The organism is Raineyella sp. LH-20 (genome assembly GCF_033110965.1).
Lineage (GTDB): Bacteria > Actinomycetota > Actinomycetes > Propionibacteriales > Propionibacteriaceae > Raineyella.
Genome location: NZ_CP137003.1, coordinates 3,468,129 through 3,491,357, shown reverse-complemented (window position 1 = coordinate 3,491,357; position 23,229 = coordinate 3,468,129). Strand labels below are relative to the sequence as shown.

The 23,229-nt window shown below is 68.3% G+C and carries 24 protein-coding genes and 1 tRNA gene; 20 read left to right on the top strand and 5 right to left on the bottom strand.

The window, feature by feature from the left end:
• Window position 1: 1 nt before the first annotated feature.
• The 7 genes from R0146_RS15475 (at window position 2) to R0146_RS15445 (ending at window position 5,654) form a co-directional block, all read left to right on the top strand.
• Window positions 2–649 carry a DUF2637 domain-containing protein gene (locus tag R0146_RS15475; RefSeq protein ID WP_013601299.1) on the top strand — a complete coding sequence of 216 codons (648 nt, stop codon included), beginning with the start codon at window positions 2–4 and terminating at the stop codon, window positions 647–649.
• Window positions 646–1,050 carry a hypothetical protein gene (locus R0146_RS15470; protein ID WP_077684802.1) on the top strand — a complete coding sequence of 135 codons (405 nt, stop codon included), beginning with the start codon at window positions 646–648 and terminating at the stop codon, window positions 1,048–1,050. The genes R0146_RS15475 and R0146_RS15470 overlap by 4 nt, the downstream gene beginning before the upstream one ends.
• Before the next feature lie 93 nt (window positions 1,051–1,143).
• A complete protein-coding gene (locus R0146_RS15465) occupies window positions 1,144–2,031 on the top strand; it encodes a hypothetical protein (protein WP_026926274.1) in 888 nt (295 codons plus the stop codon).
• The gene (locus R0146_RS15460; protein ID WP_077684803.1) at window positions 2,028–3,029 is read left to right on the top strand and encodes a ParB N-terminal domain-containing protein; all 1,002 of its coding nucleotides are present in this window, start codon (window positions 2,028–2,030) and stop codon (window positions 3,027–3,029) included. Before R0146_RS15465 ends, R0146_RS15460 begins: the two co-directional genes overlap by 4 nt.
• A 36-nt stretch (window positions 3,030–3,065) precedes the next feature.
• Window positions 3,066–3,758 (top strand): hypothetical protein, encoded by a 693-nt coding sequence (locus R0146_RS15455; protein ID WP_026926272.1) that lies wholly within the window; start codon window positions 3,066–3,068, stop codon window positions 3,756–3,758.
• A 12-nt stretch (window positions 3,759–3,770) separates the two neighbouring features.
• The gene (locus R0146_RS16205) at window positions 3,771–5,381 is read left to right on the top strand and encodes a M23 family metallopeptidase (protein ID WP_026926271.1); all 1,611 of its coding nucleotides are present in this window, start codon (window positions 3,771–3,773) and stop codon (window positions 5,379–5,381) included.
• Between the two features lie 6 nt (window positions 5,382–5,387).
• A complete protein-coding gene (locus tag R0146_RS15445) occupies window positions 5,388–5,654 on the top strand; it encodes a DUF6112 family protein (protein WP_026926270.1) in 267 nt (88 codons plus the stop codon).
• Between the two features lie 14 nt (window positions 5,655–5,668).
• Here R0146_RS15445 and R0146_RS15440 read toward each other — a convergent pair whose 3' ends face one another.
• Window positions 5,669–6,535, bottom strand: a complete 867-nt coding sequence (locus R0146_RS15440; RefSeq protein WP_026926269.1) for a TIGR02391 family protein — start codon at window positions 6,533–6,535, stop codon at window positions 5,669–5,671.
• A 187-nt stretch (window positions 6,536–6,722) separates the two neighbouring features.
• Here R0146_RS15440 and R0146_RS15435 point away from each other — a divergent pair, with 187 nt between their 5' ends.
• Genes R0146_RS15435 through R0146_RS15425 form a run of 3 tightly spaced genes read left to right on the top strand, consistent with a single transcriptional unit; the run spans window position 6,723 to window position 9,888 of the window.
• Window positions 6,723–7,019, top strand: coding sequence for a DUF6112 family protein (locus R0146_RS15435; protein WP_206080060.1), 297 nt, complete (start codon window positions 6,723–6,725; stop codon window positions 7,017–7,019).
• Window positions 7,020–7,053: 34 nt separating this feature from the next.
• The gene (locus R0146_RS15430) at window positions 7,054–8,415 is read left to right on the top strand and encodes a conjugal transfer protein TrbL (protein ID WP_317692437.1); all 1,362 of its coding nucleotides are present in this window, start codon (window positions 7,054–7,056) and stop codon (window positions 8,413–8,415) included.
• Window positions 8,416–8,418: 3 nt separating this feature from the next.
• Window positions 8,419–9,888 (top strand): PrgI family protein, encoded by a 1,470-nt coding sequence (locus tag R0146_RS15425; protein WP_026926266.1) that lies wholly within the window; start codon window positions 8,419–8,421, stop codon window positions 9,886–9,888.
• 2 nt (window positions 9,889–9,890) lie between these two features.
• Here R0146_RS15425 and R0146_RS15420 read toward each other — a convergent pair whose 3' ends face one another.
• Complete coding sequence (locus R0146_RS15420; protein ID WP_026926265.1) at window positions 9,891–10,952, bottom strand: CHAT domain-containing protein; 1,062 nt, start codon at window positions 10,950–10,952, stop codon at window positions 9,891–9,893.
• Window positions 10,953–11,067: 115 nt separating this feature from the next.
• Here R0146_RS15420 and R0146_RS15415 point away from each other — a divergent pair, with 115 nt between their 5' ends.
• From R0146_RS15415 to R0146_RS15380, 8 genes are all read left to right on the top strand, one after another.
• Complete coding sequence (locus R0146_RS15415) at window positions 11,068–11,898, top strand: hypothetical protein (protein WP_026926264.1); 831 nt, start codon at window positions 11,068–11,070, stop codon at window positions 11,896–11,898.
• Window positions 11,895–13,379 carry a putative type IV secretion/conjugal transfer ATPase gene (locus R0146_RS15410; protein ID WP_026926263.1) on the top strand — a complete coding sequence of 495 codons (1,485 nt, stop codon included), beginning with the start codon at window positions 11,895–11,897 and terminating at the stop codon, window positions 13,377–13,379. Before R0146_RS15415 ends, R0146_RS15410 begins: the two co-directional genes overlap by 4 nt.
• Window positions 13,376–13,924, top strand: coding sequence for a hypothetical protein (locus tag R0146_RS15405; protein ID WP_026926262.1), 549 nt, complete (start codon window positions 13,376–13,378; stop codon window positions 13,922–13,924). The genes R0146_RS15410 and R0146_RS15405 overlap by 4 nt, the downstream gene beginning before the upstream one ends.
• A 20-nt stretch (window positions 13,925–13,944) precedes the next feature.
• Window positions 13,945–15,699 (top strand): type IV secretory system conjugative DNA transfer family protein, encoded by a 1,755-nt coding sequence (locus R0146_RS15400; protein ID WP_317690729.1) that lies wholly within the window; start codon window positions 13,945–13,947, stop codon window positions 15,697–15,699.
• Window positions 15,700–15,781: 82 nt separating this feature from the next.
• Complete coding sequence (locus R0146_RS15395; protein ID WP_026926260.1) at window positions 15,782–16,219, top strand: single-stranded DNA-binding protein; 438 nt, start codon at window positions 15,782–15,784, stop codon at window positions 16,217–16,219.
• Window positions 16,216–16,794, top strand: a complete 579-nt coding sequence (locus R0146_RS15390) for a hypothetical protein (RefSeq protein WP_166231459.1) — start codon at window positions 16,216–16,218, stop codon at window positions 16,792–16,794. The genes R0146_RS15395 and R0146_RS15390 overlap by 4 nt, the downstream gene beginning before the upstream one ends.
• A gap of 3 nt (window positions 16,795–16,797) precedes the next feature.
• Window positions 16,798–17,004 (top strand): hypothetical protein, encoded by a 207-nt coding sequence (locus R0146_RS15385; RefSeq protein ID WP_026926258.1) that lies wholly within the window; start codon window positions 16,798–16,800, stop codon window positions 17,002–17,004.
• Window positions 17,005–17,180: 176 nt separating this feature from the next.
• Window positions 17,181–18,860, top strand: coding sequence for a recombinase family protein (locus R0146_RS15380; protein WP_026926257.1), 1,680 nt, complete (start codon window positions 17,181–17,183; stop codon window positions 18,858–18,860).
• On the opposite strand, the gene R0146_RS15375 is transcribed toward R0146_RS15380, so the two are convergent.
• A tRNA-His gene (locus R0146_RS15375) sits at window positions 18,853–18,928 on the bottom strand. The genes R0146_RS15380 and R0146_RS15375 overlap by 8 nt on opposite strands.
• 366 nt (window positions 18,929–19,294) lie before the next feature.
• Window positions 19,295–20,020 carry an oligoribonuclease gene (orn, locus tag R0146_RS15370; protein WP_317690727.1) on the bottom strand — a complete coding sequence of 242 codons (726 nt, stop codon included), beginning with the start codon at window positions 20,018–20,020 and terminating at the stop codon, window positions 19,295–19,297.
• A 352-nt stretch (window positions 20,021–20,372) separates the two neighbouring features.
• On the opposite strand from orn, the gene R0146_RS15365 reads away from it, so the two are divergent.
• A complete protein-coding gene (locus R0146_RS15365) occupies window positions 20,373–20,579 on the top strand; it encodes a (2Fe-2S)-binding protein (RefSeq protein WP_317690726.1) in 207 nt (68 codons plus the stop codon).
• 7 nt (window positions 20,580–20,586) lie between these two features.
• Window positions 20,587–21,054, top strand: a complete 468-nt coding sequence (bfr, locus tag R0146_RS15360; protein WP_317690725.1) for a bacterioferritin — start codon at window positions 20,587–20,589, stop codon at window positions 21,052–21,054.
• A 225-nt stretch (window positions 21,055–21,279) separates the two neighbouring features.
• Here the strand turns inward: bfr and R0146_RS15355 are convergent, their stop codons facing one another.
• Complete coding sequence (locus tag R0146_RS15355; protein ID WP_317690724.1) at window positions 21,280–23,208, bottom strand: MDR family MFS transporter; 1,929 nt, start codon at window positions 23,206–23,208, stop codon at window positions 21,280–21,282.
• Between the last annotated feature and the right edge of the window lie 21 nt (window positions 23,209–23,229).

Below are 23,229 nucleotides of genomic sequence, written 5' to 3'. Positions count from 1 at the left end.
GATGACGGCGGTCGCGGGGACGGTGTTCATCGCCGCCGGGGCGTTCTGGCTGTCGTTCACGTCGTTGGCCGATCTGGCTGCTCGCTCCGGGATCGGGGCTGGGCAGGCGTGGGCGTGGCCGCTGATCGTGGACGGCATCATCGTCGTCGCCACGGTTGCCGTCGTCGCGCTCGCCGGGCAGCGCTCGGCCTGGTATCCGTGGGCGCTGCTGGTAGGCGGCGCGCTCGTGTCGGTGACGGCGAACGCCATTCATGCTGTCGTCGCCGCGGACGCCGACGTGCCAAGGATGCTCGCGGCCTCGGTCGCCGCGGTGCCGCCCGTCGTGCTGCTGGCCATCACGCACCTGACCGTGATTCTCACCCGCACCACCGACCCCCATGCGGAACCCGCCACTGCCGACTCGTTCTCGACGAACACCGCGGATTCGATGCCTGCGCTGCCGCCTGGCGAGATGGAGGCCAACCGTCGCGATGAGGGTGTGGCGGATCGGCGGGCGCTGGGGTGGGAGCTGCGCGAGGCGGGCTGGTCGAACAAGCGGATCGCCCGCGAACTCGGGGTGCATCCCTCGACCGTGGGCCGCTGGTTCGCCGTCGCGCACCTCACTGACACCACTGACACCGCCGACGAGCGGGAGGAGACGATCCCATGAACACCACTGAGAACCCCCAGCGCAACGATTCCGCGAGGCCCGATCCCGCACGGCTGGTGCCCGAGGAGCCGCGGGAGCGCCCCGAGTCGGTCGAAGTGATGAGTACGCCGGAGGCGGTGCGGGCCGCGCCGGTCGCCCGCGACGACAAGCGGCACGCGCTCGTTCGTGGGCGAGGCGTGGAGTGGGTGCGCCCCACTGACTTGATCGCCCGGCACTCGGCGCACGCGGCCGGGCGGGGTCTCGACTTCCAGGCCGAGCTGGCACGCCGCACCCGCACCCCGCTCGGTGCAGGTGTTCGTCGTCTCGGGGATCGCGCCCGGCGGTTGCCGCCGATCTCGGCGTTCGGGTGCAGCACCGCACCTGCCTCGCAGGTGTCCCGCTCCGGGGTCTCGATGAGTTGACGGTGGTGACAGGTCATGGCTGCGACGGCATCGGCATGCAGGACGCGCTCGTGGGAGCGAGTGCGCACCTGCCTGCCAGGAGGTGCCGACACCATGACCAGACCAACCAGCACCAGCACCGAGCAGACGGCCGACGGGGCTGAGGACTTCACCACCGGCGAGGGCCTGCGTGCCCTGCTCAATCGCCTCGCCGAGGGCGGCGAGGATGCCTGGGTTCACGACCCGGTGGCCCGCGACCTGATGGAGTTCGCCGCCGACAAGTACCGCGCTCTCGCGAGGAAACACAGGCTCGACACCTGGGAAGCGGTGACGGCGGCGTTCGACGCGATGCAGTACCGCTCGACCCGCGAGGCCAACGATCCGTGGGCGATCATCACCCACGCCGTGCGGATCACCTGCGTCTACGAGGAACGCGCCCAAGGCCTGCTCTGCTCGGTGCACCAGGCTCGTCGCGCGCACGTTTCGGCGTTCCACGATCCTGAACGGTTCTCCGAACGCGACACCGCGCTGGCCGACTATCATCCCGCGTTCCACACCACCGACCTGCGTCCCAGCGACCTCGAACCGGAACCGCGCGACAGTCTCGGGTCAGCGCAAGCGTGCATGTCCGCTGGATCGGCGGCCGAGGACGCCATCGCGATGCTGTGCCTGCTCGACTGGCCCGCCGACACCGCACGGGCCGCGGTCGAGCACGTCTGCGGGGCGTTGACGAAAGCCGGCACCCGCCAGTCCGCCTACGAGACGCTGCGCCGCGACCGGCACGCGCGGGCACTGCTCGACCTCCCGCGCCGCTCCTGGGCCGCACTGCTGAAGGCGCTGCTCGGGAACCCGCACCCGGCCTACGTCGCCACCAGCAGCGGTCGCGGCATCCTGCTCCGGCTGCTGCTGGGCGAAACGCTCGACCTACTGCTCCGCGACGACGATCTGATCCTCGCGCTCGCTCTGGCCGCTCCGAGTGGTGGAGGCGGTGAGTCGTCGTGACCGAGCCACAGATCGGCAGCATCCAGCTCGACCGCACCGTCGAGTCGATCCTCGTCGGCACCCGGCACCGCGCCGACCTCGGCGACATCGACGCCCTCGCGGCATCCATCGGGCGCGACGGATTGCTGCAACCACTCACCATCACGATCGACGGCGTACTGGTGTGCGGGGCACGACGCCTGGCCGCGATCAAGAAGCTCGGCTGGCGCACCGTCAACGTGTGGGTGCGCAGCGGCCTGTCCGACCGGCTCGGGCAGCTCCTCGCCGAGCAGGACGACAACATGCTCCACAAGCCCTACACCCAGCTCGAAGCCGCCGGCCTCTACCGCGAGATCAAGCAGGTCATGGCCGAAGACGCCGCCCGTCGCAAGAGCGCGACCCAGTTCAGCAGCGAGAACCAGCCAGGAAACGACGGTGGTGCAAAATTTGCACCACCGTCGAGCGGGCCGCTTGGGAAGGCCCGGGAGCAGGCGGCGGCGATGATTCCGGGTGGCGCGTCGCACACGACGCTGGAGAAGATCGGCTACCTCGAAGACATCGCTGGCAACCCTGCTCTGCCAGAGACTCTGCGCGCCGAGGCCGCCGCCGGGTTGGGTCGGATCGAGGCCGGTGACGCGGTGCATCCGATCTATCAAGCGATCCGCGATGCCGACACCGCTGCGCGGGAGCGGCGCGAGGCAGAGATGCACGCTCGCGCCGAAGCAGCCGTGGCCCAGGCGAAGTCGATCAAGAAGGGCAAGCGCACCCCACCCAAGCCGTTGCCGCTCGTCACCGGCGACGGCCAACCCGTCCGCTACCCGCTTCGCGCGTTCGTGCAGACCTGGGGCGAGCTCACCAACTGGTGGACCCACTACGACGCCGACACACTCGCCGCCGAGTTAACCGACGAGCAGTTCGAGAACTTCCTCACCACCACCGACGGCACCGTCCGGTTCGCCGACGCCCTCCGTGCCGCACGCGAAGACGCGGTGGAGCGGCCACGACTCCGCGCGCTCTGACCGCTGGCATGGGTGTCGGATGTGCACCTGCTCGGCATGAGCCCTGCACCCACCGATCCCCGGAACCGCCGCCGACTCGTCGCCCTCATCGCCGCCGGCATCGTCCTGCTGCTCCTCGCCAGTGTCGGCGTCTACGGACTCCTCACCGGCCCCCGCACCAGCACCAGCACCGATCCCGGCCCGGAGCCTGGCCCGACCACGACGGCACCGCCGACCGTGGCACCGAGCACGCCCCGGACACCACGGGTTCCAGCGGTTCCGCGTTCGGTAGACCCCGAGACCTTCGCTCGCGGCGTCGCGTCCACGCTGTTCGCGTGGGACACCGCCTCGGGGCTGTGGCCGCTGGACTACAGCCCGACGATCCTCGCGGTCGGTGACCCCAGCGGGGACGAACAGGCGGGGCTGGCCTCCGACGTAGCCGTCTACCTGCCGACCCGAGACGCCTGGATCGAGCTGCGGCAATACGCCACCCGCCAACACCTCACCATCGAGGCCGCGTACGTCCCCGACGGCTGGGCCGACGCGGCAGCGCAGGCCCAGCCGGGGCAGCTCGCGGCAGGAACGACGGCCGTCACGATCGAGGGCACCCGCTACCGTGCCGGGGTCTGGAACGGGCAACCGGTCACCAGCGAGCATCCGGTCGCGTTCACCGTGTTCGTCGTCTGCGCCCCGACCTACCCGACCTGTCATCTGCTGCGGCTCTCGCAGCTCGACAACCCGCTGCGCTGAAGGGCTGGCGTCGTGTTCCGCAAAGCCACCATCGCAGCGCTGGCACTGCTGTTCTTCGCCCCCGCCGCCACGCTCCTCGGGATCGGGGTGCTGATGAACCCCGCCGCTGCGTACTGCGCCACACCTGCCGGGAGCGTGAACCTCGGACCGATCCCGGACGCGCTCACCGTGACCACCGCGAACGACGAGACCTTCACGCTGAATCGTCAGCAGCTCACGCACGCGGCCACGATCATCACGGTCGGCAACGGCATCACCAACGTGGGCAGGCCGGGAATCAAGATCGCGCTGATGGCCGCGCTCACCGAGTCCACGCTGCGGATGCTCACCAACACCGGCACCTACCCCGACTCGGCGAACTACCCGAACGACGGCAACGGCGGCGACCACGACTCCCTCGGCCTGTTCCAGATGCGCCCCCAATCCGGGTGGGGCACCGTCGCCGAGTTGATGGACCCGAACTATCAGGCGCAGGCGTTCTTCGGCGGGCCGACCGGCCCGAACTACCCCTCGCCGCGCGGGCTGCTCGACATCCCCGGCTGGCAACAGATGGACCCTGGCGAAGCCGCCCAAGCCGTCGAGGTCTCCGCCTTCCCCGACGGCTACCGCAACTACGCGCCCGTCGCCGACAGCATCCTCGCCGCCCTCACCACAGGCGGCGGTGCCGCTAGCGGCGCGGGCGGCCCGGCGGTCTTGTCGTCGCGGGTGGTGTTCCCGCTGCCCGAGGGCACCTGGGTGCTGACCTCGCCGTTCGGGATGCGAGTGCACCCGATCACGGGCGAACGGAAGATGCACACCGGCACCGACTTCGCCGCGCCCGACGGCACGCCGATCCTCGCCGCCGCGGATGGCACCGTGACCGTCGCGGAGTTCTCCGGTGGGTACGGCGGCCTCATCGTCATCGAGCACACCATCGACGGCCAGACCGTCGCCACGGCCTACGCGCACATGTGGCAGAGCGGCATCCACGTCCGTCCCGGTGACCGCGTGAACGCAGGGCAGCACATCGGCGATGTCGGCTCCTCGGGCATGAGCACCGGCGCACATCTGCACTTCGAGGTCCGGCCCGGCGGCACGAACGGGGAAGCCATCGACGCCGCCGCCTGGCTCAATGAGCACGGGGCTGCGAACCTGCCGACAGCGACCAGCGGATCACCCGCCGCCTGCAACAACACCACTGCGGGCACGCCGACCGGCGTCGATGGAGACCCCGACCGGCTCGTCGACGATCCCACCAGCTCGGGCAAGATCACCGCCCGCATGCTCCACCTCTACCAGCAGACCCTCGCAGCGTTCCCCGACACCGGCTGGGGCTGCTACTCACCACGCCCCGGCACCAAGTCCGAGCATCCCCTCGGCAGGGCTTGCGACATCACCTTCGGCAACCGCATCGGCCAGCGACCCACCCCGGCACAACTCGACGCCGGCTGGAAGGTCACCAACTGGATGAAGGACAACGCCGACGTGCTCGGCGTCGAGTACCTGATCTGGCAAGGCCAAATCTGGTCCGTCGCCCGCGACGCCGAGGGCTGGCGGCCATACAACGGCGGAGGCATGCACGACCCCGCCTCCATCACCGGCGGCCACTACGACCACCTCCACCTCACCGTCAAGGCAGGGTGACCTGCAATGGGTGTCTTCCCCGACTTCGACGGACTCGGCGGCATCGGCGACCTCCGCGCCGTGGTCGGCGCGCTCCTGACGTTCGTCCTGATCGTGGCCGTCCTCATGCTCATCGTCTCCGCGATCGTCTGGGCGATCGCGACGGCCCACGGAAACTACGCGACCGCCAGCAAAGGCCGCATCGGTGTCCTCGTCTCCGTCGGCGCGGCCGTCCTCGCCGGAGGCGGCGTGGCCTGGATGAACTGGCTACTCACAGTCGGTTCAAGTTTGTAGCTGCGGCTTCGCGGTCATCGGTCTGATTCCTCCGCGTCGGCGCTCGCTGTCTCGCACTGGTCGAGCAGGCGCGCGAGGTAACTGTATGCCGCGAGGCGCTCCATCGCTTCCTGCTCGGACAGTTCGGTGCGCGTGTGCGTCGTCACGTTGCGGACCGTGAGGTTCAGACCAGTGGCCAGCGCGTTGAGGGCCTTAGCGAGCGGTTCAAGACCGCCGCGCATGCTCTTCACCGTCTTGTCATCCGACCCTCCCGGCCAGGTGAGCTTCGGCTTGCCCGGTTCAGGAGCGCCCGACGATAACGTCTGCTGCCAGAAGACCGTGTCATCGACATCGTTCCGGCCGAGACGTTCCTTCCAGTGGACCGTGAGGCCTTCGGCTGCTTCACGAACTGCAACTCGGTACTGATGCGTCGTCCAATGGGCGGAAGCACCAGCCCAGACCACGGGGTGAAACTGTGCGGGAGCGAAGGTCGGAAGGTCAGAGTCGGTACGTGACTCGGCGTCGACGATCATCGCGTCGAGCCTGCCCTTGACGTTGGCGGTCGTAGTCCGAATATCCCGAGGCGCGATGGGGGCCTTGGGCGCAGACATAAATGACCAGTTAGAGATCGGGTCGATCGCTCCGAGACCAGCGATCCCAATGTAGGCACCGGTCACTGACACAGCGCTCGCCGCCAGGCCAGCAGCCTCCGCGACACCGAGTTCGAGCCGTTGAACCTCGCTCTGGTCCTGGCCTTCCTTTGTCCACACAGTAGGAAAGAGGCCGCGCGCCGACATGTGATCCGACTCAACCTGAGTGCTCATCCAGGCGTCGAACGCTTCCTCGAACTTCTCAACAGCGGCACGCAACCGCTGGAGGTAATCCACCCCGTACTGACTCATGTTCCTTGCACCTCTCGTCCGGCGGTCCCGTGCGGGCGAGCGACGCACAGATACTCCAAGGCTACGGGCGGCCACCGACAGGGACGGCGACGAGCGCGCACCTGTCGCGTGTACCCCGTCTGCGAGTTCGTGGGCGGGCCGCCCGTCGCCAAGGAGACCTACCGTGTTCGATCTGCTCGCCAACGTCATGTCCGCGCCGCTGCTGGTGCCAATGGACATCAACATCGACCCCAACACCAACGGCCTGCCGGGGATCAACCAACTGCGCACCATCGTCGGCGCGGTGATGACCATCGGCCTCATCCTGTCCGTGCTCGCGCTGATCGTGTCCGCGATCGTGTGGGGCTTCGGCGCGAACTCCTCCAACCCACACCTCGCCTCGCGCGGGAAGATCGGCGTCCTCGTCTCCTGCGGCGCTGCGGTGATCTGCGGCTCGAGCGTGACGCTCATCAACTTCTTCTGGAACGTCGGCCAGTCCGTCTGACCCGCCCCATCGTCGTCGAGAGCTGGTGTTCGTGATGGGCGTGTGCGACGTTCCCGTGATCTCCTCGGTGTGCGATGCCGTCGGCGAAGGAGCCGCGTCGTTGGTCGCGGCCCCGTTCGACTGGCTCGCGCAGGCGATGGGTGCCGCCGCCGGGTGGCTGTTCGAGGCGGTCTGGTCGGTCTTCGACACCACGACGCTGGTGGATGTCACCAAGCCCGGCTACATCGCCGTCTACAACCTGCTGTTCGGCATCGCCGTCTTCGTGATGCTGATCTTCTTCTGCCTCCAACTCATCACCGGGCTGATCCGCCGCGACCCCACCGCCCTGACCCGCGCCGCGCTCGGCCTGGCGAAGTCCGTCCTCGGATCGTTTGTCGTCATCACGCTCACGGCACTGCTGCTGGAAGTCGTCGATCAACTGTGCATCGGGATCGTGCAAGCCGCCGGAGAGACCACCGAGTCGATGGGCGACAAGATCGCCCTCCTCGCCGCAGGGCTGGTCGGCATCAACATCGCCGCTCCCGGTGTCGGCGCCATCATCACGATCTTCATGGCTGGCCTCGCGATCACCGCCGCCGCGATCGTGTGGCTGTCCCTCCTCGTCCGGAAAGCGCTCCTGCTGGTGGCGGTCGTGTTCGCGCCGCTCGCGTTCAGCGGTGCCTCGTGGGACGCCTCGCGGGGGTGGATCGGGAAGTGGGCGATGTTCGTCGTCGCGCTGATCTGCTCCAAGCTCGTGCTCGTCGTGATGTTCCTCGTCGCGATCACCCAGGTCTCCGCACCGATCGACGCCGACCTCGCCTCGGTCAGCGATCCCATCGCGGGGATCGTGCTGATGGCGATGGCCGCGTTCGCCCCGTATCTCACGTACAAGTTCATCGCGTTCGTCGGGTTCGACATGTACCACGCGATCGGCTCCGAGCAGGACGCCAAGAGCGCACTCAACCGCCCGATCCCCGTCCCGACCAAGCCGCAAGGAGGCGGCGATCGGAAGAAGGTGCTCGACGGGAGCAGCAGTGGCGGCGGGAACGCGGGCGGAGGCTCCGGTGGAGGAAGTAGCACACCGCCACCGCCGAAGACCCCGGCACCGGCACCCGCCGCGGGTGGTGGAGGTGCCGCCGCAGGCGGGGGCGGCGCGGCCGCGGTCGGCCCCGTGGCCGCAGGGGTGGTGGTCGGGGCGAGTGTCGCCAAGGGTGCCGCGACCGCCGGGCCGAAGGCCGGAACGGCGCTGGGAACCCAGGGCGAGCACGCCGCCGACGCAGCCGCGCAGACAACGCCACCGCCCGCCGCCTCACCTGCGGCACCGCCGTCAATCTCGGCACCACGACCGCCGAGCACCGACCCGTCACCGCCGCCGAAGCAGCCCCCGCCGCCCGCGCCACGCCCACCAAAGGAGTAGATGATGAGCAGCACGAACCAGGACCGGCCCACTGCGGGTGAACTCGTGCCGGTGAAGTTCTCCCGCCTCACCCGCCGCGGCGTCCTCCTCGGCCTGTCGCTGACCCAGCTCATCACACTCGCCATCGGCGGAGCCACACTCATCGGCGCGTTCTACGCCGGAGGTGGGATGCTGCTCGCCTACAGTGCCCCGATCTGGGTACTCGCCGCCGCGCTGACTTGGATACCGATCGCGGGCCGGCCGATCGTGGAGTGGCTGCCCATCGCCTGCTGGTGGCTGTGGCGTACCACCGGCGGACAACTGCTGTACCGGCGCAGGATCGTCGTCCCGCGCCCCGTCGGCACCCTCGCACTGCCCGGCGACATGGCGCGACTGCGCGAGTACACCGACCCCGACACCGGAGCGGGGATGATCCACGACCCCCACGCCGCCACGTTGACCGTGGTGTGCGAGGTCACCCATCCCGCGTTCGTGCTCCTCGATCCCGGCGAGCAGGAACGCCGCGTCAGCTCCTGGGGCCGGGTGCTGGCCACCGTCTGCCGCTCCGGGCGGATCGCGACTCTTCAGGTCTTGGAGCGGACTCTGCCGGACTCCGGCACCGGACTGGCCGAATGGTGGGCCACCCACGGCACCCCGGACGGATCATGGGCGGCCGACACCTACGCAGAACTCATCGACCGTGCCGGACCCGCCGGCGAACGCCACGCCACCACCCTCTCGCTGTCACTGGACATGAAGACCAGCGCTCGGCAGATCAGGACCGCGGGCGCCGGGATGCGCGGTGCTGCCGCCGTGCTGCGCCAAGAGATGAACACTCTCATCGCGGCGCTTCGCTCCGCCGACCTCTCGCCGTCGGGATGGCTGACACCAGGGCACATCGCGGTGATGCTGCGTTCCGCCTACGACCCAGCGATCGCCGCCACGCTGGAACGGCACGGCAGGCTCGGCCAGTCCCTCGCGACCGCAGGGCCGGTTGCGGTCACCGAGACCTGGGGCAAGCTGCGCACCGACTCCGCCCACCACGCGGTGCTCTGGGTCAGCGAGTGGCCCAGGTCGCTCGTCTATCCGGGATTCCTGTCGCCCGTGCTGCTGTCCACCGGCATCCAGCGGTCGTTCTCGCTGATCTGCACCCCGATGCGCTCCGATGCCGCTGCTCGCGACATCCGCAGGAAGAAGGTCGAGCACATCTCCGACCAGGCCCAGCGCGCGAAGATCGGCCAGATCGAGGACGCCTCGCAGACCGCCGAGTATCACGACGTGCTCCAGCAAGAAGCCGACCTCACCGCCGGCCACGGCATCCTCCGCTACACCGGCCTCATCGCCGTCTCTGCGCCCACCGGCGAAGAGCTCGATGCCGCCGTCGCCGCGATCGAGCAGGCCGCGATCCAAGCCTCCTGTGAGACGCGGCTGCTCGTCGGCCAGCAAGCCGCCGCCTTCACCGCCGCCGCGCTCCCGCTCTGCCGGCGGGTCTGAGTTCAGCCTTCAGGGCTGACGAGGATCGTGGCTGATGGATCGACATCGGGTGCCCAAGCAAGGGTCGGCAGGTCAGCGCTTTCCAGTCCCGCGAGTTCGAGCGCAGCCTGTCCCGACAGATGCGAAGAGATGATGGACTGCCCGTTTGCGACTGCCGCGTAGAACTGTGCGGCGTAGTTGATCGCATCGGCGTCTTCGATGCTGTCGGCCATCCCGATCGCGAACGGCACGACTCGAGCCACCAGGTCGTCGATCTGGGCTGCGGAGCGACACGAGTTCAGCAGGACGAGGAGCGGAGGATCGTCGGTTGCGCTGATCGCGCGTGCGAAGGCTAGCGCCGTCACGATCACTCCCTCGTGGGGTTCGTCTGCTTCATCCTCAAAGACGATCAGGTCGTCGTTGCTGTGGCCCGAGAAGTGGACCACGTGAGGACGGAACTTCGTGATGCCGTCCAGTAGGTCAGCCGTAGTTGCTGCTGGCCGCACATCGAGTTCGATCTGGTCACGGTGCAAAGCCGACTCGACCGCTGCCCGGATGCGCTTCTGCTCCCTTCCAACGCGGAGGTCACCTTCGGCCGAAGCACCCAGCATGAGCACTCGGAGCTTCTCCGGCTTGGGCGCTGGGAGCTGACGCAGCGCGTGACTGACGGCTACCTCGGCACCGCTGATCCGCGATTCAAGCTGGGCACGTTCAGCCGCCGCCCGCCGGTCGGCACGCTGCTGCTCGCTCTTTCGGCGTCTCTCGGCGGCATCGGCCTCCGACTGTTCGGCACGGGAGAGCTTGGTCTGTAGCGCGGCCTCGTCCTTCGCGTAGCCGGCTGCCCGGGTCTGCCAGCGGCTGGCCTCCTTGCCCGCAGTCTCCGCTTCCTTCTCGCGGCGCTCGGCGTCCCGCAACTTGCTGCTGCGGGTGGAACTGCTCGTCGTCTTTGCGGCAGCCTGCCGCGCCTTGGCGGCATCGGCTCGCTTCGAGGACTCCTTCGACCGGTACTCACCCGCCTTCTTGTCCGCGTCGATCCGCTGTTTGCGCTTGCGGTCAAGCTGTCCTCGGTACTGACTTGCGCTCACTCTGTCGGGCTCCTGCCTCGTTTGCCCTCGTGTCATCTACAACGCTAGGCCGCACCACCGACATTTTCCGTTCGCTGGTGCGCACCTCCCCGTCATACGGCACCAGGAGGTCACCATGCCTACGTTCTTCGATTCGACTGCCGACGCCGCCGAGGCGTCCGAAGCCTTGCGCGGCCTCGCGCACGCGAGCCGGGGCTTCGATCAGCCCGCCGAGATGTACGGGGTGATCGGTGATCTGTCCTCGGGCATGCGCTCGCTGCGGCAGGCGCTCGACCAGATCGCCGATGTTCACGAGCGCAAGGCCGCGCACGCGTTCAACGACGCCGGAAGCCACGAGGCAGGCGTGCGGGAGGCGCTCGCTGCTGCGGAAGAGTTGCGTCAGGCCGCGAACCTCGTCGACCGGGCCCACGACCGGCTCGCGGAAGGCTTCATCGCCGCGGGGCGGATCGCCTGGCACCCCGAGCCCGCCGTCGAGGAGGTCATGCCGTCGCGGTGGGTCAGCGTGGTGTTCCTCCAGGGCGAGGAGGCCGACCGGCCGTTGCACATCCTGGGCGAGCTGGGACACGTGGATGCGGTGGACTTCCTCGCGCAGTGGGACTACGGCGACGAGACCACGCAGGCCGCGCTGGAGAACGGGTATGTCTACGACAAGCCCGGCGAGGGCACCAACGATCGGGTTGCGCTCTCGGGCGACTACGCGCTGGTCGTCAACCCGCATATCGGCTACGTCTCGCTGCTGCGCCGCTACACCGAACCAGAGGCCGAGCCCCAGGATGCCGAGCTGGTCGAACCGGCTCCGGTGCAGCCGGGGCCGGAGCTTCTGGTGTCGTACTCGTCGCCGGGCGCTCCGAAGCGAGCCGACCCGCCGACCCCGAAGCGGGATGGGTCGTGGTTCGAGCCGGCCAAGATCACGGCGGTCAAGCAGTCGCGGGGGCTGGTGCGGTGACCGAGGATCGCGCGCGGCTGCATACCGCTGTCCTGGTGGCACCGTCGAAGGAGCGGCGGAAGCTCCGCAAGCAGCGCCGCAAGGCCGAGGCCCGACTCCACGCCGAGCAGCGAAGGACCGCGCTCGCCGCCGCGAAGGCAAAGGCCGAGGAGGAGCGTGCCGAGCGCCGCGCGACGGTCTACCTGCCGAAGGCAGGCGAGTCCGGCGCTGCGCGGCTGCGCACTCCGGGCCGGTTCCATCTGACGCGGCATCAGGACACGTCGGCGACGCTGGCGGGTGCGTACCCGTTCGTCGCCGAGGGCGGTCTCGGCGCCGATGGCGTGTTCGTCGGCCAAGACCTCTACTCGGGCGGGAGTTTCGTCTACGACCCGTGGGTGCTCTACGCACGCGGCATCATCACCGCACCCAACGTGGTGCTGGCCGGGATCGTCGGCTCCGGCAAGTCATCGCTGGCCAAGTCCCTCTACACGCGCTCGCTACCGTTCGGACGGCGCGTATACGTGCCCGGCGACCCGAAGGGCGAACACACCGCCGTCGCCAACGCCGTCGGTGGACGTGCCATCGTCCTCGGTCACGGACTCAACACTCGCCTGAATCCGCTCGATGAAGGCCACCGGCCCAGCGGTCTCTCGGATGAGCAATGGGCGTCCACTGTCGCAGCCCGACGGCGTGACCTGATCGGCGCACTCGCGGAGACCGTGCTCGCGCGGGGATTGTCGCCGTTGGAGCACACCGCGATCGACATCGCCCTGACCCAGACCGTGCGGGAGAACGATGTGCCGATCCTGCCGATGGTCGTTGACCGCATCCTCGCCCCGAGCGCGGATGCCGACGGCCGGTTGGCCGAGGACGGCAGGCTCGTCGGCCACGCGCTGCGCCGTCTCGTGGCCGGCGACCTGGCCGGACTGTTCGACGGGCCTTCGACGGTCGCGTTCGACCCGTCGCTGCCGATGATCTCGCTCGACCTCTCGCGCGTCACCGAGAACTCGACGCTCATCTCGGTGTTGATGACGTGCTCGTCGGCGTGGATGGAGTCCGCGCTGCTCGACCCGAACGGTGGACAGCGGTGGGTGATCTACGACGAGGCCTGGCGGCTCATGTCCCATCCAGCGCTGCTGCGGCGGATGGATGCGCACTGGCGACTCGCGCGGCACTACGGGATCGCGAACATGCTGATCTTCCACAAGCTCACCGACCTCGACAACGTGGGCGACCAAGGCTCAGCCATGCGCTCCCTGGCGAACTCACTACTCGCGAACGCGGAAACGCGGATCGTGTACCGGCAGGAGTCCGACCAGCTCGGACCGACCGCGACCGCCCTCGGTCTGACCGGCACGGAGCAGCAGCTCTTGCCGAACCTTGGCGTCGGCCAAGGGCTGTGGCGGATCAAGGCCAGGAGCTTCGTCTGCCAGCACCAACTCCACCCCGACGAACTCGCCCTGTTCGACACCAGCAGCCGCGCCGCAGGAGGACACCGATGAACCTCACCGGCCCGCGCCGATCCACCCCGAACGAAGACGATGCCACGGCTCCCGTCGAGCTGCCGCACGTCCTCGTCACCGTCGCTGCAGACGGCACCCTCACCGCCACGGTCGATGGAACACCGTTCGCGTCGCCGGACGCGGGCGACTGGACGCGCGCGACGTTCGGGCCGCTCATGGATGCCATCACCAACGACCGCACCATCGCAGTCCGAGTCGAGGTGCGCGAGAACGACGGCAGCGTCTTCACCGACATCCTCCGCACCCGCAAACCCCGACGCGCAGTCGCACCGTCCGAGACCCCTGCGCCGGAAACTCGTCGAAGTCGCCACGCCCGACGGGTGCCGCGCTTGGCTGAGGTCACCGCGGGCGGGTTCGTGCCTGGCGAGGATGTCGCTGTCGCGACGATCGTCTCCCACACCGACGCTACCGGGACCGGCGAAGCCCGGACGCTCATCGACCTCGACGACCTACCCGACGGCACACACGAGGTGATCCTGTTCGGGCGCATCTCGGGCACGCTCGCGGTGCGGCGGCTGACATGAACCAGCGGCAGGCCGGGGGCATGGGCGACGAACTCACCAATGCCGCCCTCATTGGGCTGATCGGCATGTTCGGGATCGCCCTCGTTCTCCGCGCCGGTGGCAGTGTCGCCGCGTTCCTCACCGGCACACCCCAGCCAGACGCCGGCGCAGCGGCGGGACTCGCCGTGCTGTTCAACCCCGGCGACCCGGCAACCGCGCTCGGTGCCGACGGTCTCAACCCGGTCGCCTACTGGCTCGTCAGCGCGGCACTGCTCGGCGGACTCGCCACCGGGATCGTCTGGGTGTGGATCGTGCTGCGCCGCCACACGCGGAAGACCGAGACCGACCCGCACCGCCTTGCCGGGATCGCGACCAGCCATGAAGTCAAGACCGCAGCATCCGCGAAGGCACTGCTGCACCGCGCGGCCACACTGCGCCCCTCCTTGGAATCACCAGCCCCGCAGGATGTCGGCTACCTCCTCGGTGCCAGTCGCGGGACGGAGGTCTGGGCATCTGTCGAAGACTCGATCCTGCTGATCGGCCCACCCCGCTCAGGCAAGGGCCTACATGTCGTCATCAACGCGATCCTCGACGCACCCGGAGCGGTCGTCACCACCAGCACCAGGCCCGACAACCTCACCGCGACCCTCCGCGCCCGACGCCGCAGGGGCGGACCGGTCGCGGTGTTCGACCCGCAACACCTCGCCGAAGGCATCCCCGCCGGGCTGCGCTGGTCGCCCATTCGCGGCTGTGACGATCCGCTGACCGCGATGATCCGCGCTAACGGCCTCGCAGCCGCCACAGGACTCAGCGCCGGAGGGGTCGAGTCCGGCGGGTTCTGGGAAGGCAAAACCCGCACCGCACTCCAAAGCCTGCTGCATGCCGCCGCGCTCGACGGCCGCCAGCCAGCCGAGCTGTTCAGATGGACCCTCGACCCCAGCGCCGCGTCCGAAGCCGTCGCCATCCTCAACTCACACCCGAACGCGGCGATGGGCTGGGACGACTCCCTGGCCGCGATGATCGACGCCGACCCCAAGACCCGCGACAGCATCTGGCAAGGCGTCTCCCTCGCACTGGCCGCACTGGCCGACCCGCGCGTGCTCGATGCCGTCACGCCAGGCCCGCACGAGCACTTCGACCCCGAGACCTTCCTCACCGAACAAGGCACCCTGTACCTGCTCGCCACCGGAGCAGGAGCAGGAGCCTCGGCATCGCTGGTCGCGGCGTTCGTCGAAGACCTCATCGAAACCGCCCGCCGACTTGCCGCCCGCTCGCCCGGAGCACGGCTCGACCCGCCGCTACTGCTCGCGCTCGACGAGATCGGGAATCTCGCACCGCTGCCGTCACTGCCGACGCTCATGGCCGAAGGCGGTGGCACCGGGATCACGACCATGCCGGTCTTGCAGTCCCTCGCACAGGCTCGCGACAGGTGGAGTGAACACCAGGCCGGCGCGATCTGGGACGCTAGCATCGTCAAGATCATCCTCGGCGGCGCATCCAACAGCCGCGACCTCCAAGACCTCTCCACGCTCATCGGAGAGCGCGACGAGTACACCGACAGCGTGACACTCGGCGACCACGGCACCCGCTCCAACCAGCGCTCGATCCGCCGCGTCCCGATCCTGCCGCCAGACCGCATCCGCACCCTGCCATTCGGCACCGGCATTGCGATGCTGCGCTCCGCGCCGCCCATCGTCACCGACCTCCGCGCCTGGCCGACTCGCCCCGATGCCGCGCAACTCCGCAGCGACCGCGACGAACTCGAAACACTGCTGCGCCACCGCCCCGTCACCTGACGCTGCGTCTGGGTGCCGAAGCGCACCTGCCTGACACAGCGGCCACACACGGCTGGTCGCCCGAGTTCAGGAGGACGCCATCATGGCCATTCGTACCCACCAGTCCATCTCCGGCTTTGTCGCCTCGGACCCGCAGCTCAGCTACACCGACCGCGGCGACGCACGGCTCTACATGAAGGTCGGCATCGAGCATTACCGCAAGGAGCCCGACAACTCCTTCACGCAACTGGAGACGACGTTCCACGACCTCATTGCGTATCGCGGTGCTGCCGAGCAGGGAGCCGAGCGGCTCGCCAAGGGCGACAACATCATCGCCGACGGACGGGTGCGCGACTACTCCTACGAGCGCAACGGCCAGCGGTACGAGGGCGAGGAGTTCATCGCGACGCGCATCGGACACGACCTCGCCCGCACCCGCTACGAGGTGGATCGCAGCGAACGCACTTCCGGCCGAGACGCCGCGGCGTTCACCGGACCTCAGCAGGCCGCGCCGTCCACCGCGGCTGCCATCGGAATGTGAGCGATCCCGCCATGAGCGATCAGTTCCACCCTGAGCACGACGACATGCCACCCGAGGCAGGTCTCGCGTCCCCGCGTTTCGACGTGCCCGAGCCGCCGCATCCGGTCAACTGGAATCTGCTGACCGCCAACGATCTCGAAGCCGAGTTGCTCGAACTGAACCGTTGGGTGGACTGGCTTCGCCACACCTACGGACTTCCGGCCAGCGTCGTTCCGCCCTACTGGCACCGTCACCCCGAGCTCCTCTGGGAACTGTCGGCGCTGCACCTGCACTGGCTGTGCGCATACGACCCCGAGCAGAATGGGTCGGCACCGCTCGGCTGGCACCGCGACTTCGCCGATGCCCGTGCCCGCCTTCGTGATTGGGTGTCGGCCTGCGGTACGCGGCTCGACCGAGACCGCCCGACTCGCCAGACGAGCTGGCCCGGTGAAGACCCCACTCAGCCCATCGAGGACTCACCGATCACGGATCGCGACGAAGACTTCGCTCGGTTCGTGATCGACATGGTGGATGCGCGCCAGGAAGCAGAGGATGCCTTCTTCGCGGGCATCGACCCGGAGACGGGCGAGGTGTGAATCGTGGCGCGCCGCTATGAACGGAAGACCGGGCAGCGTCAACAGAGCGAGCGCGAGCTGACGATCCGCGCCGAGTTCCACGAGCCGCCCGACCTGGACAAGCTCTGCGAGCTGCTGATCCGCCTGGCGCTCCAACAGTCGGGAGCGTGCCGTTCGGAGGGATCGACGCGACCGAAGCGCCCTCGTGCCTCCGCGAGCGCGTCGTCGTAGAATGGAGGCATCCGTCGCGGATGGCGGATGTTGTGGTCCTAGCGCTTCGCCGCCACGGCGAGGCAAAGTAAACGTGGCCGACTCGGCCTAGTCCTACAGCCTTCGGGCTCTTCTCACGATCAACATCCGCTCTCACAAGTCCGCGTCGGCAGGACCAGTGACTGTGGAGAAGAGCCATGACGATCATCGACGCGGACCGAACCGCGATAGACAGCCTCGTAGCGCCCACCCCGTTCCCCGGATCATTCGCCGTCTCCTACCTACGGGTCTCCACGAAGGAGCAGGCGGAGAAGGGCGGCCAGGCGGAGGGCTTCTCGATCCCGGCCCAGCGCGAGGCGAACCAGCGCAAGGCCGACCAGCTCGGAGCAACGATCATCGAGGAGTTCGTCGACGCGGGCGAGTCCGCGCGCAAGGCCGACCGGCCCGAACTGATGCGGATGATCCAGTACGTCGCGAAGCACAAGACGAACTACTGCATCGTCCACAAGGTCGACCGGCTCGCCCGCAACCGAGCCGACGACGTGACCATCCACCTCGCCCTCAAGGACGCCGGCGTCACGCTGGTGTCGGCCACGGAGAACATCGACGAGACCCCGTCCGGGATGCTGCTGCACGGCATCATGTCCTCGATCGCGGAGTTCTACTCCCGCAACCTCGCCACCGAGGTCGTCAAGGGTCTGTCGCAGAAGGCCGCGCAGGGCGGCACCGTGACGAAGGCACCCATCGGCTACCGCAACGTCGGCGTGCGCGACGAGTTCGGGCGGGAAGTACGCACCGTCGAGATCGACGAGGAGCGAGCCCCGTTGGTGCGGTGGGCGTTCCAGGTGTTCGCATCCGGCGACTGGACGACGAGCCAGCTTCACCAGGAGCTCGTAGCGCGCGGGCTCACGACAGCGGCGTCGCCGCGGCGACCGTCCCGACCCATCGGGAAGTCGTCGGTGCATCGGATGCTGACGAACCCGTACTACAAGGGCAGCGTCCGCTACCAGGGCGTGACCTATGCCGGAGCGCACGAGGCCATCGTCCCCAACGAGGTGTGGGACCAGGTGCAGACCGTGCTCGGCACGCACCGCTCGGCAGCAGATGCAACGCAAGTCCACGAGCACTACTTGAAGGGGACGGTGTTCTGCGGCCAGTGCGGCTCGCGGCTACTGGTGTGCAACGCCAAGAGCAGCCAGGGCACGATCTACCCGTACTTCGTGTGCGCGAGCAGGCATGGTGGCAGAGGCGACTGCACCCGGCAGGCGATGCTCATCGAGCAGGTCGAACGGCTCATCGAGCGCTTCTATGCCAAGGTGCAGCTCGATCCCGAGACGACGCAGGCGGTCTCGGCGATGATCCATGCCCGGTTCGACGAGATGATGGCCGAAGGAGCCGCCGAACTTGCCGACCTCGCGTCCCGGAGAACCCAACTCGAAGGCGAGCAGCAGAAGTTGCTGCAAGCCCACTACGCCGGAGCCATCCCGCTCGACCTGCTCAAGAAGGAGCAGGACCGGATCACCGCGTCGTTGGAGACCATCGAGCACCGGATCACCGCTCACCACGGCCACTATGCCGACGCGCGGGCGAACCTCGACGACTCGCTGAAACTGCTGTCCAACGCAGCCGACCTCTACGAGCACGCCGACGACGCGAACCGCCGACTGTGCAACCAAGCACTGTTCAGGGCGATCTACATCGACGAGGACAACGACGTGCGCGTCGGCTACCGGAACCCGTATGACGGACTGAGCCTCTCCGGCCTCCACGCCGACGCCCTGAGCTGGGCCGCCGAGGCGAAGAAAATGGGCCAGGCGCGAACCGCGACCAAGGGTGGCCCCTTGGTCGCAAGTTCACACCTGACCCGTTTGGGGTGAGTAACGGGGCTCGAACCCGCGACATCCTGGACCACAACCAGGTGCTCTACCAGCTGAGCTATACCCACCATCGTCGCCGTAGGTTTCCCTTCCGGGCGAACTTGAGCAGTATAGCCAAGTCCGGCAGACGTACGCCAATCGGCGTCATTCCGTCGATCTGTGGGCACGTGGTCGGGGGTGTGAGGCGCTTGGCTGCCCGGCCACTCCGGTCAGTGCCGACGATCCTCGCAGATCGCGACGATCCTCACGAACCCCGATGATTCTCACCAACCGCGACCCACGTCAGGATCCCCGACCGAATACGGGCGAATGCGGTCGGGGAACGTGGCGAACATCGGGGATGTTGAGAACGGTCGGGGACCAGGTCCCCTTTACGGGCATACGGAGACAGTGGCCGGTTGATCGGGGGAGGGCGTCGGCGTCCCCCGACGCGGTCACTCGGCGTCGGCGGCCACGCTCTCCTCAGCGTTCTCCGCAGCACCGCCTTCGACCACACTCTTCTCGGCCACACCGTTTTCGGCGGGGATACCGTTCTCGGTCACACCGTTCTCGGGCAGACCAGTGATGCTGCCGCGGTGCTTCCGGGCGATCCGCTTCAGGCTGGTCGTGTCCGGGCCGGGCTGGTGGACGAAGACCGCCTCGCGGTAGTAGCGCAGCTCCTCGATCGACTCCTGGATGTCGGCGAGGGCGCGGTGGTTCCCGTTCTTGGCCGGCGCGTGGTAATAGGTCTTCGGGTACCAGCGCCGCGACAGCTCCTTGATCGAGGACACATCGACGTTGCGGTAGTGGACGTACGCCTCGAGCTCCGGCATGTCCTTGGCCAGGAACGCCCGGTCGGTGCCGATCGTGTTGCCGGCCAGCGGGGCCTTGCGCGGATCCTTGACGTACTGGCGGATGTAGGCCAGCACCTGCTGCTCGGCCTCGGCCATGGTCAACCCGCCGTCGAGCTCGGGCAGCAGGCCGGACTTGGTGTGCATCTCGCGGACGAAGTCACCCATGTGCTCGAGCGCTGCGGCAGCGGGCTTGATCACAACATCGACGCCCTCGCCGAGGACGTTGAGCTCCCCGTCGGTAACAAGTGCGGCCACCTCGATCAGCTCGTCGTGGGCCAGGTCCAGGCCCGTCATCTCGCAATCGATCCACACCAGTTCATTCGTCACGCGTCGATCCTAATCCGGCGGGTGGCGTTGCTCCCCGAGTGGCCGCGAGTGGGGGCTTTGGGTGACCGCTCCACCGGGAGCATTCTCGGCGAGTGACCGAGTGACCGAGTGACCGAGTGACCGAGTGACCGAGTGACCGAGCGGCCGAGTGGCGGGAGGGGGGGGCGGGGAGTGGTGATGCGGTGGTGGGGCGGCCGGTGGCGCCGGGCGACGTGGGCTGGTGGCGACGGGCCGTGGCGTGGCACGGAGCCTTGGGTGGCCCGGCCCCACCACCGCGTCCTGAGTTTAGGCTACCCTAACCAATAAGGGGCGGCCAGGACGCAGAGGTCAGCCCGGAGGAAGGAATGATGCGGTGATCGTCTGTCAGTGCAAGGTCGTGACGGACCGCGATATCCGTTCCGCCGTCGATCGCGGTGCCCGGACGGTTGCCCAGGTGTGCCGTGCCACCACTGCCGGCACCGATTGTGGCAGTTGTGTCCTGACGATCCGGCGGCTGCTGTGCGAGCATGTTGAGACCATCCACGCGTCACTCCCGGAGGTGGACCGTGAAGCCAGTTAGTCCCCGGGTGATCGAGCTGCTGAACGCCGGCCTCACGCTCGAACTCACCGTGATCAACACCTATTTCCTCAATGCTCGGATGCTCGACAACTGGGGGCTGTCCCGCCTCGGGAAGGTCTTCTACGACCTGTCGATCGCCGAGATGAAGGATGCCGACGAGTTCATCCAGCGCATCCTGATGTTCGACGGCCACCCGAACCTCCAGCGGATGAACCCGATCCGAGTGGGGGAGGATCCCGAAGAGGTCCTCCGCCTGGCGTACGCCGGGGAACAGGAGGCGATCGCCCTGTTCAACGCCGGCGCCGAGGAGTGCCACACACTCGGTGACCACGCGACCGCCCTGTTCTTCGAGACCGGAGCCCGTGACGAGGAGGAACATGCCGACTGGTTCGAGGGCCAGCTCGACGCCCTGACTCGCGTCGGCGTGCCGAACTACCTCGCCCAGCACCTCGACCCGTCGTCCGGTCCGGCCTGATCCCGGGGGTGGAGATCGGCCCCCCGGGGTGGGATCGGCCCCGGGGCACCGGTCCGACCTGAACCTGACCCGAGCTGACCCGGACGACCTGGCTCCCTGATCCGGTCCGGTCCTCGGACAACGACCCGGTCCCCGGACGGGGACATCGCAGAGGCCCGAGCCATCGGCTCGGGCCTCTGCGGTGACGGCGTCCTGTCCTCAGGCGCTATCGCCTGCCGGCGTACGTCACCGGGTGGACCCATCGTCCGTGGTCGGGCCGGCACCGGCCGCGGTCTCCTCCGCATTCGCGGCCGCCCGGTTGGCCTGCTCCTGCAGTGCGGAGTGCATGCGCAGCTCGGGCACCTTGAAGAACCAGGTCAGCACGAAGGCGATCAGCAGCACGCTCATGCCCACCCAGTAGATGCTGACGGCCGACTTGGTGAATCCGACCAGGAACGGACGGGTCAGTCGCGCGTCGGCGCCGTTGAGGAACGACGTGTCGGACGTGCTGACGTCGCCGGAGGTGCTGGTCCCGGATCCGTCGCCCGCCAGTCCGTCGAGGACGGTCGGCACGGTCTTGTCCACGATCGCACGGCGCTGGGCGTCGTTGCTGTAGTCGACGACGATCCGGCCGTCCTTCACGGTGGCCCCGGCCTGTGCCGCGACCTGCTGGAGGATGACCTGCTTGGCGGCCTCGTTCGGCGCGTGGCTGGTCGCCTGGGCGGCCGCCTGGTCGAGCTGGGCCTGCACCCCGTCCTCGATCGGGGTGACGATCGGGGTCCAGATCTGGCGCATCGCACCGGCGTTCTGCGGGGCCTGGGCCACCGCCGGGGTCATCGCCGCATCCAGCGCGTCGGTGAGGGTGTCCTTGTCCTGCATCGCCGTACGGATGTTGCCGGTCATGCTGGCGAACAGCACCGACAGCAGGATGGCGGTGCCCAGCGTGCCGCCGATCTGCCGGAAGAACGTGGCCGACGAGGTGGCGACGCCCATGTCGGTCGGGGCGACCGAGTTCTGGCTGGCCAGGACGAGGCTCTGCATGAGCTGGCCGAGGCCGAGACCGATCAGCACCATGCCGCCGGCGATATACACGAAGCGGGTGTCAGCGGTGATGAAGGTGAGGTCGAGGAAGCCGAGGACCACGAACGCCGTCCCGATGATCGGGAACTGGCGGTACCGGCCGGTGCGGGCGATGATCTGGCCGGAGACGATGGAGGCCACCATCAGACCGCCGATCATCGGCAGCGTCGCGAAACCCGACTCGGTCGGCGACATCCCCATCACGATCTGCAGGTAGAGCGGCAGGGTCATCATCGCGCCGAACATGCCGAAGCCGACGAGGGCGCCGAGGACGGTGGCCATCGAGAACACCCGGGACCGGAAGATCGACAGCGGGATGATCGCGTCGCGGCCCATCCGGGACTCGATGATGATGAAGGCCACGATGCCGACCACGCCGATGCCGAAGCAGGCCAGTGAGGCCGCCGACGTCCAGCCCCAGACACGACCCTGCTCGGCGACCATCAGCAGCGGGACGAGAGCGAGGACGACCGCGGTGGCGCCCCACCAGTCGACCCGTACGTGCTTGTTGTGGTTGAACCGCGGCAGGTGCAGGAACGCGATCACCATCGCCAGCGCGATGATGCCGATCGGCACGTTGACCAGGAAGACCCAGCGCCAGCCGGCGATCCAGGCGATCGTGTGCGTGCCGGCGAAGAGTCCGCCGACCAGCGGGCCGATGACGGAGGAGACGCCGAAGACAGCGAGGAAGTAGCCCTGGTACTTGGCCCGCTCCCGCGGGGCGAGCATGTCGCCCATGATCGCCAGCGGCAGCGACATCAAGCCGCCGGCGCCGATGCCCTGGAAGGCGCGGAACGCCGCCAGCATGTACATCGACGTGGAGAACGACGACAGCAGTGAGCCGAGGATGAAGACGGTGATCGAGAAGATGTACAGGGGCCGGCGGCCGAAAATGTCGGACAGCTTGCCGTAGATCGGGGTCGCGATCGTCGAGGTGATGAGGTAGGCGGTGGTCACCCATGCCTGCTGGTCGAGGCCGTGCAGGTCGTCACCGATCGTACGGATCGCCGTGCCGACGATCGTCTGGTCGAGCGACGACAGGAACATGCCGGCCATCAGTCCGTAGATGACGAGCATGATCTGCTTCTGGGACATGACCGGACTGTGCGTCGATGC